Genomic DNA, 16,465 nt, shown 5'->3' on the forward strand with positions numbered 1-16,465 from the left:
TTCGGCGTTGCAGAGGGCGTCGGCCTCGGCGGACATGAGGGCGTCGGCGAATGTCTTGATCATCGCACGCAGCAGATCGGGACTCGCCGCGGCGAAGTTCTCCTCGGCGAGGGCGTGCAGGGGCAGACTGTCGGGTGCGGTCATCGTGCTGATCTCCTTCGAGCTTCGACATCTCGAAGATCAGCCGGTGGCCGTTCTCATATCCGGGCCCTCACTCCGACGCCAGGCCAAACGCCCGGATCAGGTGGGAACCCGTACACCACTTCCCAGGACGCAACCAGGTCGGGGCGACCAAACTGGCTACGCGATCGACCAACCGCGCTTCCGGCCGCGTTGTACCCTCCGGTTTCAGAGAGGGGATCTCCATGGTCTACCTGGCACGACCAGACGCCCGCCTGCGGACCCGCATTCGGGACTACTTCCTGCTGAGCGCATGGTTCGGCCTCGTAGCAGTCGCGGCACACAAGTGGGCTCCGGAGACTTGGAGGCAGGCGATCGAAGCGGCGATCGCATTATCCGTAGGTTGGGTCACCTGGTTTGAGCTTCGCGCGTGGAAGCACCGGCGCCGAACCGGGCGAGGGCTCGAACCGTAGGTGCTGAGCAGTACAGACCAAAGGTGCCGGCTCCCGCGCGGCTGCCCTCGCGATGGTGTTCAAGCTCGTCGAATCGGCCCAGACCCGCTGGCGGGCCGTAAATGCACCCCAACCTGTCGCCCTAGTCCGTGCCGGAGCCCGCTTCGAACGTGGCCACCTCCTCGAACGCGCCTCGACGAGGACGTCCCGACAGCCGCTTGAACCGATCGCTGGAACGGAACCATGAACGACATTGCCGGGAATGGCGCATACTTCACCGCATTCATCAATGGTCAGGAATGCCGCGTCGCGTGGTATCCGCCTTCTGACCCGCCGCCGGGTACGCCACACGGCGCGGAGGCGGTGTGCGTCGCCGGCGATCGGATCGTCGTGGTCAGCCCAGATGGACAGCGATGGGGCCTGCCTGGCGGTCGCCCCGAGCGGCATGAGCAGTGGGTCGACACGATGCGCCGCGAGGTCAGTGAGGAAGCCTGCGCCCAGGTGATGGACTGCCGACTACTCGGGTTCAGCCGGGGCGTCTGCGTGCGAGGCCCGGAGGAAGGGCTGGTGCTGGTCCGGTCGATGTGGCGAGCAGAGGTGCGTCTGGCTCCGTGGGACCCACGATTCGAGATGACCCACCGCCGTCTTCTGCCGGCGGAGGAGGCGCTCCAGTCCCTGGCCATCCCCGACGGCCTCGGCCCCTTCTATCGCCGACTGTTCGCCGAAGCCGCCATCTCCCACCCCAATATGGACGACCTCTGACCACCAGATCACTCATGCGACAAACGCACCGAAAGGTCTTGATCCACAGATCTTGACCATTCCTCGTGCCGCTCTCGTGGCAGAACGAGCGGGGACCAGCGGGGAATGAGGGTACGCGAGGCACACACGCCCAGCATCCGCGCAAGGCGTGGAATCCGCAGGTCAGGGCTGTGATCGCCCAACCTCGCTCCTAAAGCGGGGCTTTGTCGTCAAGGGCCGTGATCCAGCACCATCCGGGGCCGTCTCTGGCCGTGCGAGGACGGCCTACGACGACAGACCATGACAGTTGTCGACATCTCTGCCCCTGCTCAGAGATGGTGCGTTGGGCGCCGCCGCAGGTGCTCATCCCCGAAGGCAAGTTGAGGAACAACTCGCTGTGTTTCAGGAGGAGTTGGGGTGCTCTATTCGTGGTCAAAGTCGGTCCTATGGTCGGCAGTAGCCCACTCGCCAGTGCTGGTGTCCTTGGCCGAGGCGTCTGGCAGGCGCGTACCGCGCGGGGTGGACGTGCGTTCCGCGCGCGTACCGCGTGGGGTGGACGTGCCTACCGCGAGGGTTGACCTGGCTGCCAAACCTGGAGTTGACGTCGTGGATCGGGGCCCGACCTATCGTTTGGCGGTGACCGGACTGACCACCGGTTACCGCAAACGAAGGGGACATCCCGATGAAGCGAGTACTGGCGAGTGCGTTCACGGCCATAGTCCTGGCGGCGTCCGGCGTGGCCGCCACCTCGGCGACCGCGTCCGCGGCTCCCGACGGAGCGCGCGCCTTTCGATGCAAAGTGGCCTGGAGCGACAAGAACACCGTCGGCGTGAAATGTACGGGGGGCGGCAGCTTCTTCGCCGCGGCCGAGTGCAAGAACGGGAGGACGGCGCAAGGAGCGACGGCTGCGGCCGGCACCATCTCGTACGCGTACTGCACCTCCGTCAACTCGTCGCTGAAGAAGCCGATCAACGCCTGGGGAGTCCAAGCCTGACGAGCTGTCCGCTTCCTGGCGGCGGCCATCACCCGGTGGCCGCCGCCGAGGGCGTCGCGGCGCGGGTGCCGCCCCTGTGTGAGCCTGGCCCCTGGCCGAGGAGGCAGCGCCGTGAAAGGGACGCAGGTCGGGGCCCAACCTCCACCAATGAGGAGGCCGGGGCACGGTCCCCCAGCCGTGCCACTCTCGTGCCAGAACGGACGGGGACTCACGGGGACTCGAGGTAAGAAGGAGGCCACCGGACCGCATCTCGCCCAGGGCAGGGAATCAGCAGGTCAGACCCATGATTGTCCCACCTCGCTCCTTAAAACGGTGGTCGGTCAGCAAGGCCGGTGGCTGTACCTAGAGTCCCGAGGCGAACCCGGGACCTTTCAGATCCCGCCCCCCTTAGACCGCGGACCATGACGGTTCTCTGACCGGCCTCAACGCACGCCACCCTAACGACGGCCACTCACATCCACACCCGAGGCGGCGGCCACCACACCGTGGACCATCTGTGGACAGGACAGGACAGGACCAAGCAAGCCGCTGCGAGGCTCTGACCAGTTGCTTTGCCTGAGACCGAAGGGCCCGCCGGAGGGCCGGTTGACCTTGTCCGCGGCCCCCCAGAGCACGCGGGCCGTCCCGGTAGCGCGCGTCGATGACGCTGTCGGGCACGTAGGCGGCGTTGAAGACGAGGTACTGCGGCAGACCTACGACCGCTTCGGCCGCGCCCGCACATGCATCCGCTCCCCCTGCGGACCGAACAGGCTCAGGCACTCCACCGGTCCCTCCCCCGTCGACCCGAACCAGTGCGGCACCCGGGTGTCGAACTCGGCCACCTCGCCCGGCCCGAGCACCAGGTCGTGCTCGCCCAGCACCAGGCGCAGCCGCCCGGAGAGGACGTACAGCCACTCATAGCCCTCGTGCGTCCGCGGATCCGGCTCGCGCCTGCCGACCGCGGTGAGGATCTTGTACGCCTGGAGACCGCCGGGCTGCCTGCTGAGCGGCCAGAAGGTGTGCCCGCCCCGCTCCAGCGGCTTGGCCCGCACCCGTGGATCGCCGACCGGCGGGGCACCGACCAGCTCGTCCAGGGGCACCTGGTGCGCCCGCGCGATCGGCAGCAGCAGCTCCAGGCTCGGCCTGCGCAGCCCGGACTCCAGCCGGGACAGCGTGCTCACCGAGATGCCGGTGGCCGCCGAGAGCCCGGCGAGCGTGGCGCCGCGCTCCTTGCGGATCCGCCTCAGCCGCGGCCCGACCTCGGCCAGGACCTCGTCGGTGTCGTCGCTCGTGGAGTCATTCATGCAGTCATTGCAGTTTCGGCAAACAGGTTTGTCAATGCGGCAGTGCTCGGGCGACCGTCGGGGCGGAGGTGGTCTCCCATGACCGAGAAGTACGAAGTGGTCGTCGTCGGCGGCGGTGCGGCCGGGCTCTCCGCCGCACTGGTCCTGGGCCGCGCCCGGCGCCGCACCCTGGTCGTCGACGCCGGCGAGCCCCGTAACACGCCCGCCGCCCATATGCAGGGCTATCTCTCCCGGGACGGCATGCCGCCCGCCGAGTTCCTGGCGATCGGCCGCGAGGAGATCGCGCGGTACGGCGTCCAGCTGGTCCGCGACCGCGCGGTGGACGCCTCGCGGGGCGAGGGCTTCGAGGTGGCCCTGGAGAGCGGCCGTACCGTCTCCGCGAGGGCCCTGGTCGTCGCCACCGGCCTGAAGGACGAGCTGCCCGCCGTGCCCGGGGTCGCCGAGCGCTTCGGCCGGGACGTGCTGCACTGCCCGTACTGCCACGGCTGGGAGGTCCGCGACCAGGCCTTCGGCGTGCTCGCCACGACCCCGATGAGTGCCCACCAGGCGCTGATGGTGTCGCAGTGGTCGAAGGACGTGACGTTCTTCCTGCACACGGTCGCCGGGTCCGAGCTGTCGGACGACGATCTGCGCCGCCTCGCCGCGGCCGGCGTCGAGGTCGTCCCGGGCGAGGTCGCGGGTCTGGTCGTCGAGGACGACCGGCTGACCGGCGTGCGGCTCGCGGACGGCACGGTCCACGACCGGTCGGTGCTGTTCGTCGCGCCGCGCGCCGTCCCGCGGACCGGACTGCTGGAGCGGCTGGGCGCCGAGATGGACGAGACGCCCTTCGGCGCCTACCCCGTGATCGACGAGCGGGGCAAGACGAGCGTGCCGGGTCTGTGGGCGGCGGGCAACGCCTCCGGTTTCGCCGAGCAGGTGGTCAACGCGGCGAGCCGCGGCTACCGGGTCGGCGCCACCATCAACGGGGAACTGCTGATGGCGGACCTGGACGAAGCACGCTGAGGCACGGCCCGGCGGCTCCGCCGGGCGGGTGCGACCAGCCGCAACGCACCCACGACCGACGTACATCCCCTTCGCCCGGGTGTAACCCGGGCGAGCGCGTTGCACCATGGCAGCATGCTGCTTGCCCGGCTGGCCCATGTGTCCCAGGAGGTCGCCGCCACCTCCGCGCGCTCCCGGAAGATCGCTCTGCTCGCCGAGCTGTTCCGGGACGCCGAGGCGGACGACGTACCGATCGTGATCCCGTATCTGGCGGGACGGCTGCCCCAGGGGCGGCTCGGTGTCGGCTGGAAGGTGCTCAGCCGACCGGTCGCCCCCGCCGCCGACCCCACGCTCACCGTCCGCGAGGTCGACGCCCGCCTCACGGAGCTCGGCAGGGTCTCCGGCTCCGGCTCACAGGCCGAACGGACCCGGCTGGTCGGTGCGTTGATGGGCGCGGCGACCGCGGCGGAACAGCGCTTCCTGTTCGGCCTGCTCACCGGTGAGGTGCGGCAGGGCGCCCTGGACGCCGTCGCCGTCGAGGGTCTGGCGGAGGCGACCGGGGCGCCGCCGGCGGACGTGCGCCGGGCGGTGATGCTCGCGGGCTCGCTCCAGACGGTCGCGCGGACGCTGCTCGCGGACGGACCCGGGGCCCTGGAGCAGTTCCGGCTCACCGTCGGCCGTCCCGTGCTGCCGATGTTGGCGCACACCGCCTCCTCGGTGACCGAGGCGGTCGAGAAGCTCGGCGCCTGCGCCGTCGAGGAGAAGCTGGACGGCATCCGCGTCCAGGTCCACCGCACCGGCGACAGCGTACGGATCTACACCCGCACCCTCGACGACATCACCGACCGTCTGCCCGAGGTGGCCGGGGCCGCGCTGCGGCTGCGGGGGAATCGTTTCGTCCTGGACGGCGAGGTCATCTCCTTCGACGCGGACGGGCGGCCCCGCACCTTCCAGGAGACCGCGGGCCGCGTCGGCTCCCGTGTGGACGTGGCCACGGCCGCCAAGTCCGTCCCCGTCTCCCCCGTCTTCTTCGACGCCCTCTCCGTCGACGACCGCGACCTGCTCGACCTGCCCTTCGCCGAGCGGCACGCCGAGCTGGCCCGGCTGGTCCCCGAGCCGATGCGGGTACGGCGTGTCGTGGTCGCCGGCCCCGAGGACGCGGGCGCGGGCGAGGACTTCCTCGCCGAGACCCTCAAGCGCGGCCACGAGGGCGTGGTGGTCAAGGCCCTCGACGCCCCCTACAGTGCGGGCCGGCGCGGCGCGTCCTGGCTGAAGGTCAAGCCCGTGCACACCCTGGACCTCGTGGTGCTGGCCGCCGAGTGGGGCCACGGCCGCCGCACCGGCAAGCTCTCCAACCTGCACCTGGGCGCCCGCACGGCGGACGGCGGCTTCGCCATGCTCGGCAAGACCTTCAAGGGCATGACCGACGCGATGCTGACCTGGCAGACCGAGCGGCTGCGAGAGATCGCCGTGGCGGAGAACGACCACGTGGTGACCGTACGCCCCGAACTCGTCGTCGAGATCGCCTACGACGGTCTGCAGCGGTCCACCCGCTATCCGGCCGGCGTCACCCTGCGCTTCGCCCGCGTGGTCCGCTACCGCGAGGACAAGCGCCCCGAGGACGCCGACACCGTGGAGACACTCCTCGCCGCCCACCCGGAGGTGCACCCGTGACGACGGGCAAGCGCAGCGCGGGCCTGCTGTTGTACCGGCACACCGATCACGGCCTGCAGGTGTTATTGGGCCATATGGGCGGACCGTTCTTCGCGAGGCGCGACGCCGGGGCGTGGAGCGTCCCCAAGGGCGAGTACGAGCCCGACGAGCCCGCCTGGGACGCGGCCCGCCGGGAGTTCCGCGAGGAACTGGGCCTCGAGCCGCCGGACGGCGAGGCCGTACCGCTCGGTGAGGTGCGCCAGACCAACGGCAAGATCGTCACGGCGTGGGCGGTCGAGGCCGACCTCGACCCGGCGACCATCAATCCCGGCACCTTCACGATGGAGTGGCCCCCGAAGTCCGGACGGACCCAGGAGTTCCCGGAACTGGACCGCGTGGAGTGGCTCACCCTGGACCGGGCCCGCGAGGTGATCGTCAAGGCCCAGTCCGCGTTTCTCGACCGCCTGGCGGAGCACTCGCCCTGAGGACGCACACGCGTTGCGGTCGCCCGCTCGGCGCGGGAAGGTCGTAACACCAAGCCGCCCCAGGGAGGTCAGCCATGCCCATCGCGACGGTGAACCCGGCGAACGGCGAGACGCTCAAGACGTACGAGGCCATGGGCGAGGAGGAGATCGAACGCCGGCTCCAGCTCGCGGAGGCGACGTTCCGTACGTACCGGACGACGACCTTCGCCGAGCGGGCCCGTCTGCTGAACCGGGCCGCCGAGCTGCTCGACGGGATGCAGCAGGACGTCGGCCGTGTGATGACCACCGAGATGGGCAAGCCGATCAAGCAGGCCCGCGCCGAGGTGGCCAAGTGCGCCAAGGCGATGCGCTGGTACGCCGAGCACGCCGAGGAACTGCTCGCCGACGAGGAGCCCTCCGACTCCGACGTCAAGGACTCGGGCGCGTCACGGGTGCGGGTCCGCTACCGCCCCCTCGGCCCCGTCCTCGCCGTCATGCCGTGGAACTTCCCGCTCTGGCAGGTCGTCCGTTTCGCCGCGCCCGCGCTGATGGCGGGCAACGTGGGCCTGCTCAAGCACGCCTCCAACGTCCCGCAGACCGCGCTGTTCCTGGAGGACCTCTTCCATCAGGCGGGCTACCCCGAGGGCTGCTTCCAGACCCTGCTCGTCGGCTCCGCCGCGGTCGACGACATCCTGCGCGACGACCGCGTCAAGGCGGCCACGCTCACGGGCAGTGAGCCCGCCGGGCGGGCGGTCGCGTCCTCGTCCGGCGAGATGATCAAGAAGACGGTGCTGGAGCTGGGCGGCAGCGACCCGTACGTCGTGATGCCGTCGGCCGACGTCGACCGCGCCGCGCGGATCGCGGTGACCGCGCGGGTGCAGAACAACGGGCAGTCGTGCATCGCCGCCAAGCGGTTCATCGTGCACACGGACGTGTACGACCGGTTCGCCGAGCGGTTCGTCGAGAGCATGAAGGCGCTCAAGGTCGGCGACCCGATGGAGGAGGACACCGAGGTCGGGCCGCTGTCGAGCGAGCAGGGGCGGGCCGATCTGGAGGAACTGGTCGAGGACGCGAAGCACAGCGGGGCCGAGGTGCTGTGCGGCGGCCACCGGCTGCGCAGGCCGGAGCTGCCGGGGTGGTACTACCCGCCGACCGTGCTCGCCGGGATCACCCGCGAGATGCGGATCCACCGGGAGGAGGCGTTCGGGCCGGTCGCCACGCTGTACCGTGCCGCCGACCTGGACGAGGCCGTGCTCATCGCCAACGACTCGCCGTTCGGCCTCAGTTCGAACGTGTGGACGCGGGACGAGGCCGAGGTCGACCGGTTCGTACGGGACCTGGAGGCCGGCGGCGTGTTCTTCAACGGCATGACCGCCTCCCATCCGGCGTTCCCGTTCGGCGGGGTCAAGCGGTCCGGGTACGGGCGTGAGCTGTCCGGGCACGGAATCCGGGAGTTCTGCAACATCACGACGGTTTGGCACGGAGCGTGACGCTTGCGCGGCTAACATCCCCGGTGTGAACCGCGAAGTGACTCTGCCTCTGATCGTCGACGACCGCGGGACCCTGCAGGTGGCCGCGGCCGACGTCAGCAAGTTGTTGCGGACCGTGGGCGGGCGGTGGCTGCATCTCGTCGAGGCCGGGGAGGGCGGGCTCGACGAGGACACCGTGGCGGCTCTGACCATCGAGCTGGCCAAGCTCGCCGACCGCATCGACGTGGCGTGCATCGCGCACAGCAGCGGGGGCGCCCCGTGACCCTTCAGGCCACCCCGCGCAGCGTGGCCCAGAACATCGCCTCGTAGCTCTGGAGCAGGCGGCCGTACCCGTGGGCCGCTTCCTCGTCGAGGATCCCCGTGTCCAGCCCCTCCTGGACGGCCGCCCTCGCCCTCTCGTCCAGCTCCGGAGCCGGCTGCGCGAAGAAGTCGAAGAAGGCGCAGTCGTCCACGGTGAAGCCGTACCGGGTGCGCAGGGACTCGGCGATCGTGGCGCAATAGCCGCCCCAGGCGGAGAAGTTGGCGGTGATCGCCAGGACCACGTCCGTCGGGGAGGCGTTGAGTGCCAGCCAGGCGACGTAGGCGGGGTAGGCCTGGCAGCCCGGCAGGGGAGCGTAGGAACGGGTGCGGCTCTCGTCGATGCCGCAGGCCCGCGCGAAGGACTTCAGGCGCTCCGCCGCGAGGGCCTCGCCCTCGGCCAGCATCGCGAAGAAGCCGGCGGCCTCCGGTTCCTCCCGCGCCCGTCCGGCCAGATGCAGGAACGCGGTGCGGTCGGCAGGGATCACCCACTGCTGTTCGAGGGCCAGCGTCCCGAGGACATCCCGGGAGGCCTCCCCCCGGGCGATCAGGGGGATCAGCGGATTGGAGTGCGGGTCAGGCGCCAGCTGGGCGGTGGTGGTGGCCAGAAGTTCCGGGGCCGTACGCGCCATCGCGTCCTCCGTCGGTCTGGATTGCAGCACTCCTCCACCGACCTTGGCACAGACGCCCCCAAAGGGGCGCGGGGAACTGCGCGACCAGCCACGAGCCACCGCCAGTCCGCAACGCACCGCACCCCCACGGCGCCTACCTAATCGGCATCCCCGACAAGGTCCGCGCGATCACCAGCCGCTGGATCTCGCTCGTCCCCTCGAAGATCGTGTAAATGGCCGCGTCCCGGTGCATTCGCTCCACCGGGTACTCCCGTGTGTAGCCGTTGCCGCCCAGGATCTGGATCGCCTGGGCCGTGACCTTTTTCGCCGTCTCGCTCGCGAACAGCTTGGACATCGAGCCCTCGGCGGCCGTGAACTGCTTGCCGTTGATCGCCATCCACGAGGCGCGCCAGACCAGCAGACGAGCGGCGTCGACGGACGTCCGCATGTCGGCGAGCTGGAAGGCGACACCCTGGTTGTCGATGATCGGCCGACCGAACTGCTCACGCGTCTTGGCGTAGTCGAGAGCCACCTCATAGGCCGCCCGGGCGGTGCCGACGGCCATCGCGCCGACCGCCGGCCGCGAAGCCTCGAACGTGGCCATCGCCGCGTTCTTCACCCGCTCCCCGCCCTGCTTGGCCTTCTCCCGGGCCCGCGCCAGCCGCTCGTCGAGCTTCTCCTTGCCGCCGAGCAGGCAGGAGCCGGGCACGCGAACGTTGTCGAGGACGACCTCGGCGGTGTGCGAGGCACGGATGCCGTGCTTCTTGAACTTCTGGCCCTGCGTCAAACCCGGCGTGTTCGGCGGGATGATGAAGGACGCGTGACCCTTGGAGCCCAGGTCCGGGTCGACGGACGCGACGACGACGTGGACGTTGGCGATACCGCCGTTGGTCGCCCAGGTCTTCGTGCCGTTGATCACCCACTCGTGCTTGGCCTCGTCGTAGACGGCACGCGTGCGCATGGAGGCCACGTCGGAGCCGGCGTCGGGCTCGGAGGAGCAGAACGCGGCGACCTTGACGTCATTGGTGTCGCCGTACATCTGCGGGATCCAGGTGCCGATCTGTTCCTCGGTTCCGTTGGCGAGAACGCCCACGGCGGCCAGACCTGTGCCTACGATCGACAGGGCGATGCCCGCGTCGCCCCAGAACAGCTCCTCCATGGCCATCGGAATGCCCAGGCCGGTGGAGTCGAAGTACTGCTGGGCATAGAAGTCGAGGGAGTAGATGCCGACCTTCGCGGCCTCCTGGATGACCGGCCAGGGAGTCTCCTCACGCTCGTCCCATTCGGCGGCCGCGGGGCGGATGACGTCGGCGGCGAAGCCGTGCAGCCAGTCCCGGACCTCCTTCTGTTCGTCGTTGAGCTCCATGGTGAACTCGGCCATGTCCCCTCCAGCGGCGGCGCACATACGTGTTACTAGCGGTAACACCAGTCTGTTACCGACGGGTAGGAAAAGTCAACTCCCGATGACGCCTCGGCAGCCAGTTCGATGCAGAGGGCATGCTGAGTGTTAGTTTGCGCTGGCGTTACCGATTAAGCACGGGTGGGGAGAGCTCATGGACACCACACAGCGGACCGACCAGCAGCGGTCCGCCGACCGCCGTCGGCGCGAGCTGCTGGAGGCCGCGGACCGAGTGGTGCTGCGCGACGGCCCGCAGGCCTCGATGAACGCCATCGCGGCGGAGGCGGGCATCACGAAGCCGATTCTCTACCGGCACTTCGGCGACAAGGGGGGACTGTACGCGGCGCTGGCCAAGCGGCACACCGACGCGCTGCTCGACTCGCTGCGGGCGGCGCTCGACGCGCCGGCCGAACGGCGCGAGCGGGTGGAGGCCACCCTGGACACCTACCTCGCGGCGATCGAGGCGCGGCCCCAGGTGTACCGGTTCCTGATGCATCCCGCGGAGGGCGGTACGACGGCGGAGCAGGGCTTCGACGTGGGCAAGCACTCGGCGCCGCTGCTGCGCAGGATGGGCGAGGAACTGGCCCAGGTCATCGAGGACCGGCTGGACCTCGGACCGGAGAGCCAGCAGCTCGCCCGGGTGTGGGGCCACGGCATCGTCGGCATGATGTACGCGGCCGGCGACTGGTGGCTGGGCGAACGCCCCTGCTCACGGGCCGAGTTGGTGCGCTGCCTGGCCGACCTGCTGTGGGGACGCCTCGCGGCGGCCGGCGACCGGGTGGGCGGCCCCGGGTTCTGAGGGCCCGCCATGAGGATCAGCGGGGCGTCGCGGGGGTCGGCACGCACTCCCCCGGAGTGACCCCAGCGGGGTTGTCGCGTCGCCGACTCCCCCATGACCCCGCTCGGGTCGCTCGGCGGGCACCGCTCCTCACGGCCGGTCCGATCCCGACGGCAGACCCTGGCCCCGGCCGCTCCAGGAGGCCTTGGCCGCCTGGCGGAGCACCTTGCGTCTGCGCCACCCGGTGAGGCGGTCCACGTAGACGCGGCCCTCCAGGTGATCCGTCTCGTGCTGCAAACACCTCGCAAAGAAACCCGTGCCGTGCACGGTGACCGGATCCCCGGTCACCGTGAACCCCTCGACCACCGCGTGGTCGTGACGTTCGGTACCGGCCTCCAGGCCCGGCAGGGACAGACAGCCCTCGGGGCCCCGCAGTACCACCCCGTCGGCCTCGACGAGCCGGGGGTTGACCACATGGCCCACATGCCGGATCTCCTCGTCGTCGGGGCAGTCGTACACGAACACGCGCAAAGATTCACCGACCTGGTTGGCCGCCAGGCCCACCCCCCGCGCCGCGTACATCGTCGCGAACAAGTCCTCCACGAGCAGGGCCAGTTGGGGGCCGAAGTCGGTGACCTCGGCGCACGGGGCGTGCAGGACCGGGTCCCCCAGCAGGGTGAGGGGCCGGACACGCCCGCGGGTGCCCGGGATGGAGCCGTTTCGCATGGCCGCAAGGGTACGGCGGTTCGGGAGCGTGAACAGATCTCGATAGGCTGAGGTCCACACCACGTTGCCGTAAGACTCAGAGGCTTCAGGCGCGGCGCGTACGCAAGGAGGATCGAGAACTGATGGCAGGCAACTCGGACCCGCTCACGCCGCGGGCCAAGCTGGCCGTTACCGCGGGCAAGGCGGTCGCGGCCGCATCGCGTGCCGCCGGGCGCGGCAGCGGTTCGGTGATCGGCGGCCGGGTCGCGCTCAAGCTCGACCCCGACCTCCTCGCCCGGCTCGCCCAGAGCCTGGACGTCGTCCTGGTCTCGGCCACCAACGGAAAGACCACCACCACCCGGCTCATCGCGGAGGCGCTGCGGGCCGCGGGCCCCGTCGTCTCCAACGCCCTCGGCGCCAACATGCCCGCCGGCATCACCTCCGCCCTCGCGGGCGGCTCGGACGCCAAGTACGCCGTGATCGAGGTCGACGAGAAGTACCTCGCGGGCGTGGCCCGGGACACCGCCCCCAAGTGCATCGCGCTGCTGAACCTCTCCCGCGACCAGCTCGACCGCGCCGCCGAGACCCGGATGCTCGCCGAGAACTGGCGCGAGGGGCTGGCCGGTTCGAAGGCCGTCGTCGTCGCCAACGCGGACGACCCGCTGGTGGTGTGGGCCGCCTCCTCCTCCCCCAACGTGATCTGGGTCGCCGCCGGGCAGATGTGGAAGGACGACGCCTGGTCCTGCCCGTCCTGCGGTGGTGTGATGCAGCGGCCCGGCGACGACTGGTTCTGCGGGGAGTGCGGCTTCCGCCGCCCGACGCCGAGCTGGGCCCTGTCCGGTGACCACGTCCTCGACCCGCACGGCTCCGCCTGGCCGATCCACCTCCAGCTGCCCGGCCGTGCCAACAAGGCCAACGCCGCCTCCTCGGCCGCCGTGGCCGCCGTCTTCGGTGTGCCGCCGCAGGTCGCCCTGGAACGCATGTACCAGGTGCAGGCCGTGGCCGGCCGCTATGACGTGGTCCAGTTCCAGGGCCGTGACCTGCGGCTGCTGCTGGCGAAGAACCCGGCGGGCTGGCTCGAAACGTTCAGCCTGATCGATCCTCCGCCCACCCCGGTGATCCTCTCGGTGAACGCGCGCGGCGCCGACGGCACCGACACCTCCTGGCTCTGGGACGTCGACTACACCCGGCTGACCGGCCACCCGATCTGTGTGATCGGCGACCGCAAGCTGGACCTCGCGGTGCGCCTGGAGGTCGCCAACCAGCACTTCCAGGTCTGCGAGAACCTCGACCAGGCCGTGCAGATGAGCCCGCCGGGCCGCATCGAGGTCATCGCCAACTACACCGCCTTCCAGGACCTGCGCCGCCGCGTCGGCAACTGACAACTCAGGGGACATCAGTGAGTGACAACAGCCTGCGGGTCGTCTGGATCTACCCCGACCTGCTCAGCACCTACGGCGACCAGGGCAACGTCCTCGTCGTGGAGCGCCGGGCCCGCCAGCGCGGCCTCGACGTGGCCCGCCTCGACGTGCGCAGCGACCAGCCGATCCCGACCTCCGGGGACATCTACCTGATCGGCGGCGGCGAGGACCGTCCGCAGCGGCTCGCGGCCGAGCGGCTGCGCCGGGACGGGGGCCTGCACCGGGCGGTGGAGAACGGCGCGATCGTCTTCTCCGTCTGCGCCGGCTACCAGATCCTCGGCCACGAGTTCATCAACGACCTCGGCCAGCGCGAGCCCGGCCTCGGGCTGCTGGACGTGGTGTCCGTGCGCGGCGAGGGCGAGCGGTGCGTCGGTGACGTGCTCGCCGACATCGACCCGCGTCTGGGCCTGCCCCAGCTGACCGGCTTCGAGAACCACCAGGGCGTCACCCACCTCGGCCCGACCGCCCGCCCCTTCGCGAACGTGCGCCTGGGCAACGGCAACGGCACGGGAGACGGCACCGAGGGCGCGTACAACGACACGGTCTTCGGCACCTACATGCACGGGCCGGTGCTGGCGCGCAACCCGCTCATCGCCGACCTGCTGCTGAAGCTGGCGCTCGACGTCAACGCGCTGCCGCCGACCGACGACCGGTGGTACGAGGCGCTGCGCGGCGAGCGCATCGCGGCGGCACAGCAGCCCGCCTGAGCTGCCGTACACCTGTCCTCAAGCCCGTCTTTACCGGCCCGTCTGACGATGACTCCGCACAGGTGAGCGGGGTCGTCCAGCAGGCGGACGGACGGTACGGCCCCGCCCCCTCCTGCCGCTAGGGTGGCGGGGATCGAACCGGACGACGTGGTCCGGTCCCGGCCCACGTTTACACGGTGAGAAGGTCTTTCGGGCTATGCGTATTGGTGTCCTCACGTCCGGCGGCGACTGCCCCGGCCTGAACGCGGTCATCCGATCCGTCGTGCACCGAGCCGTGGCCGACCACGGCGACGAGGTCATCGGCTTCCGGGACGGCTGGAAGGGCCTCCTGGAGTGCGACTATCTCAAGCTCGACCTCGACGCGGTGGGCGGCATCCTGGCGCGCGGCGGCACGATCCTCGGCTCCTCCCGCGTCCAGCCCTCGCACCTGCGCGACGGTGTGGAGCGGGCGAAGGGGCATGTCGAGGAGCTCGGCCTCGACGCGATCATCCCCATCGGCGGCGAGGGCACGCTCAAGGCCGCCCGCCTGATGTACGACAGCGGGCTGCCGATCGTCGGCGTGCCCAAGACCATCGACAACGACATCGCGGTCACGGACGTCACCTTCGGCTTCGACACGGCCGTGGGGGTGGCGACCGAGGCGCTGGACCGGCTGAAGACCACCGCGGAGTCGCACCAGCGGGTGCTGGTCGTGGAGGTCATGGGGCGGCACACCGGCTGGATCGCGCTGCACTCCGGCATGGCGGCCGGCGCGCACGCCATCGTCGTGCCCGAGCGGCCCTTCGACATCGAGGAGCTGGCCAGGCGGGTCGGCGAGCGGTTCGAGGCGGGCAAGCGCTTCGCGATCGTCGTCGCGGCGGAGGGCGCCAAGCCCAAGGCCGGCACGATGGACTTCGACGAGGGCGGCAAGGACGTCTACGGCCACGAGCGGTTCGCCGGCATCGCCCGCCAGCTGTCCATCGAGCTGGAGGAGCGGCTGGGCAAGGAGGCCCGGCCGGTCATCCTGGGCCACGTCCAGCGCGGCGGCACGCCGACGGCGTACGACCGCGTGCTCGCCACCCGCTTCGGCTGGCACGCCGTGGAGGCCGTGCACCGCGGCGAGTTCGGCAGGATGACCGCGCTGCGCGGCACGGACATCGTGATGGTGCCGCTGGCGGAGGCGGTGGAGACCCTCAAGACGGTGCCCGCCGAGCGCTACGACGAGGCCGAGTGCGTTCTCTAGCGCCCCACTGAGCCCCTCGGTCCCGGGCGGTCGCCCCCGGTCGCAGGCGCGGCCGGGGGCGGTTCTAGTCTGTGGGGGACACACATGCACAACCCCCACGAATCAGGAGCCGTCCGATGGATCACAGCGGGCACGGCATGACCATGGATCTGCCGCCGTTCACGCTGGGGCGGGGGCTCGAGTGGTCCGCCGATCCGTTCTTCCTCGTCGCCTGCCTGGCGGGACTCGCGCTGTACGGGTGGGGGGTCGTACGGCTGCGGCGCCGCGGCGACAAGTGGTCGCCGGGACGGACGGTGTCGTACGTCATCGGTGTGCTGACCGTCGGTCTGGTGATGTGCACCCGGCTGAACGACTACGGCATGGTCATGTTCAGCGTGCACATGGTGCAGCACATGATCATCAGCATGCTGTCGCCCATCCTGATCCTGCTCGGCGCCCCCGTCACCCTCGCCCTGCGCGCACTGCCGACCGCGGGCAGGGGCCGCAAGGGGCCGCGTGAGCTGCTGCTGATGCTGCTGCACAGCCGGTACATGCGGATCATCACGCACCCGGCGTTCACCATCCCGCTGTTCATCGCGAGCCTGTACGGGCTGTACTTCACGCCGCTGTTCGACTTCCTGATGGGGTCGAAGGCGGGGCACATCGCGATGATGGTGCACTTCCTGGCCGTGGGCGTCGTGTTCTTCTGGCCGATCATCGGCGTGGACCCCGGGCCGCAGCGGCCGGGCCACCTGATGCGGATGCTGGAGCTGTTCGCCGGCATGCCGTTCCACGCGTTCTTCGGCATCGCGCTGATGATGGCGTCGACGCCGATGGTGGAGACGTTCAAGAACCCGCCCGCCTCCCTCGGCATCGACGCGCTCTCCGACCAGACCGCGGCCGGCGGCATCGCCTGGGCGTTCAGCGAGGTCCCCTCGGTGCTGGTGCTGCTGGCCCTGCTGTTCCAGTGGTACAGCTCGGAGCAGCGGCAGGCGAAGCGCAAGGACCGGGCCGCCGACCGCGACGGCGACAAGGAACTCGAGGCCTACAACGCCTATCTGGCCTCATTGAACGCACGCGGGCGTTGAAAGGGTTCGCCGTTCGGCGCCTTTCAGTAGCATGATGCGCAGGGGGAAAACCGCCGGGGGGAGCGGTGATGACACTTCGC

General features: G+C 70.3%; 16 protein-coding genes and 2 pseudogenes. 13 read left to right on the forward strand and 5 right to left on the reverse strand.

Annotated features, from left to right (window positions below):
- A pseudogene (locus tag ACWCQ1_RS29295) lies at positions 1-144 on the reverse strand (IS256 family transposase); the annotation flags it as partial.
- A gap of 465 nt (positions 145-609) precedes the next feature.
- On the opposite strand from ACWCQ1_RS29295, the pseudogene ACWCQ1_RS29300 reads away from it, so the two are divergent.
- The 3 genes and pseudogenes from ACWCQ1_RS29300 to ACWCQ1_RS29310 form a co-directional block, all read left to right on the forward strand.
- A pseudogene (locus tag ACWCQ1_RS29300) lies at positions 610-819 on the forward strand (IS256-like element IS6120 family transposase); the annotation flags it as partial.
- On the forward strand, positions 816-1,334 hold the full coding sequence (locus ACWCQ1_RS29305; RefSeq protein WP_451027738.1) for an NUDIX domain-containing protein: 519 nt from the start codon (positions 816-818) through the stop codon (positions 1,332-1,334). The pseudogene ACWCQ1_RS29300 and the gene ACWCQ1_RS29305, both read left to right, overlap by 4 nt.
- A gap of 661 nt (positions 1,335-1,995) precedes the next feature.
- Positions 1,996-2,307, forward strand: a complete 312-nt coding sequence (locus ACWCQ1_RS29310; protein WP_358608050.1) for a hypothetical protein — start codon at positions 1,996-1,998, stop codon at positions 2,305-2,307.
- Between the two features lie 692 nt (positions 2,308-2,999).
- Here ACWCQ1_RS29310 and ACWCQ1_RS29315 read toward each other — a convergent pair.
- Entirely contained in the window at positions 3,000-3,590 is a 591-nt protein-coding gene (locus ACWCQ1_RS29315) for a helix-turn-helix domain-containing protein (protein WP_133047635.1), read from the reverse strand.
- Between the two features lie 78 nt (positions 3,591-3,668).
- Between ACWCQ1_RS29315 and ACWCQ1_RS29320 the strand changes: the two genes are divergently transcribed.
- The 5 genes from ACWCQ1_RS29320 (at position 3,669) to ACWCQ1_RS29340 (ending at position 8,440) form a co-directional block, all read left to right on the forward strand.
- Positions 3,669-4,592, forward strand: a complete 924-nt coding sequence (locus tag ACWCQ1_RS29320) for an NAD(P)/FAD-dependent oxidoreductase (protein ID WP_451027739.1) — start codon at positions 3,669-3,671, stop codon at positions 4,590-4,592.
- A 114-nt stretch (positions 4,593-4,706) separates the two neighbouring features.
- The gene (locus ACWCQ1_RS29325; RefSeq protein ID WP_358603847.1) at positions 4,707-6,245 is read left to right on the forward strand and encodes an ATP-dependent DNA ligase; all 1,539 of its coding nucleotides are present in this window, start codon (positions 4,707-4,709) and stop codon (positions 6,243-6,245) included.
- Positions 6,242-6,709 carry an NUDIX domain-containing protein gene (locus ACWCQ1_RS29330; protein ID WP_358603844.1) on the forward strand — a complete coding sequence of 156 codons (468 nt, stop codon included), beginning with the start codon at positions 6,242-6,244 and terminating at the stop codon, positions 6,707-6,709. The genes ACWCQ1_RS29325 and ACWCQ1_RS29330 overlap by 4 nt, the downstream gene beginning before the upstream one ends.
- A gap of 74 nt (positions 6,710-6,783) precedes the next feature.
- Positions 6,784-8,178 (forward strand): NADP-dependent succinic semialdehyde dehydrogenase, encoded by a 1,395-nt coding sequence (locus ACWCQ1_RS29335; RefSeq protein ID WP_451027740.1) that lies wholly within the window; start codon positions 6,784-6,786, stop codon positions 8,176-8,178.
- A 25-nt stretch (positions 8,179-8,203) separates the two neighbouring features.
- A complete protein-coding gene (locus ACWCQ1_RS29340; protein ID WP_133047630.1) occupies positions 8,204-8,440 on the forward strand; it encodes a DUF6213 family protein in 237 nt (78 codons plus the stop codon).
- 4 nt (positions 8,441-8,444) lie between these two features.
- Here ACWCQ1_RS29340 and ACWCQ1_RS29345 read toward each other — a convergent pair whose 3' ends face one another.
- Together ACWCQ1_RS29345 and ACWCQ1_RS29350 are read right to left on the reverse strand one after the other, a co-directional pair.
- Entirely contained in the window at positions 8,445-9,107 is a 663-nt protein-coding gene (locus ACWCQ1_RS29345; RefSeq protein ID WP_451027741.1) for a thiaminase II/PqqC family protein, read from the reverse strand.
- A 133-nt stretch (positions 9,108-9,240) separates the two neighbouring features.
- Positions 9,241-10,467: an acyl-CoA dehydrogenase family protein gene (locus ACWCQ1_RS29350; RefSeq protein ID WP_358603837.1), complete on the reverse strand. Its 1,227-nt coding sequence runs from the start codon at positions 10,465-10,467 to the stop codon at positions 9,241-9,243.
- A gap of 172 nt (positions 10,468-10,639) precedes the next feature.
- Here ACWCQ1_RS29350 and ACWCQ1_RS29355 point away from each other — a divergent pair, with 172 nt between their 5' ends.
- Positions 10,640-11,284, forward strand: a complete 645-nt coding sequence (locus tag ACWCQ1_RS29355; RefSeq protein WP_133047627.1) for a TetR family transcriptional regulator — start codon at positions 10,640-10,642, stop codon at positions 11,282-11,284.
- A 129-nt stretch (positions 11,285-11,413) separates the two neighbouring features.
- On the opposite strand, the gene def is transcribed toward ACWCQ1_RS29355, so the two are convergent.
- Positions 11,414-11,989, reverse strand: coding sequence for a peptide deformylase (def, locus tag ACWCQ1_RS29360; protein WP_358603834.1), 576 nt, complete (start codon positions 11,987-11,989; stop codon positions 11,414-11,416).
- Between the two features lie 122 nt (positions 11,990-12,111).
- Between def and ACWCQ1_RS29365 the strand changes: the two genes are divergently transcribed.
- The 4 genes from ACWCQ1_RS29365 to ACWCQ1_RS29380 all read left to right on the forward strand — a co-directional run bounded on the left by ACWCQ1_RS29365 (position 12,112) and on the right by ACWCQ1_RS29380 (position 16,385).
- Entirely contained in the window at positions 12,112-13,350 is a 1,239-nt protein-coding gene (locus ACWCQ1_RS29365; protein WP_358603831.1) for a MurT ligase domain-containing protein, read from the forward strand.
- 17 nt (positions 13,351-13,367) lie between these two features.
- Positions 13,368-14,096 (forward strand): type 1 glutamine amidotransferase, encoded by a 729-nt coding sequence (locus ACWCQ1_RS29370; protein ID WP_133047624.1) that lies wholly within the window; start codon positions 13,368-13,370, stop codon positions 14,094-14,096.
- 196 nt (positions 14,097-14,292) lie between these two features.
- Positions 14,293-15,318, forward strand: coding sequence for a 6-phosphofructokinase (locus ACWCQ1_RS29375; protein WP_133047623.1), 1,026 nt, complete (start codon positions 14,293-14,295; stop codon positions 15,316-15,318).
- 116 nt (positions 15,319-15,434) lie between these two features.
- A complete protein-coding gene (locus tag ACWCQ1_RS29380; protein ID WP_133047622.1) occupies positions 15,435-16,385 on the forward strand; it encodes a cytochrome c oxidase assembly protein in 951 nt (316 codons plus the stop codon).
- Positions 16,386-16,465: the final 80 nt, after the last annotated feature.

This window comes from Streptomyces sp. NPDC002144 (assembly GCF_053593695.1).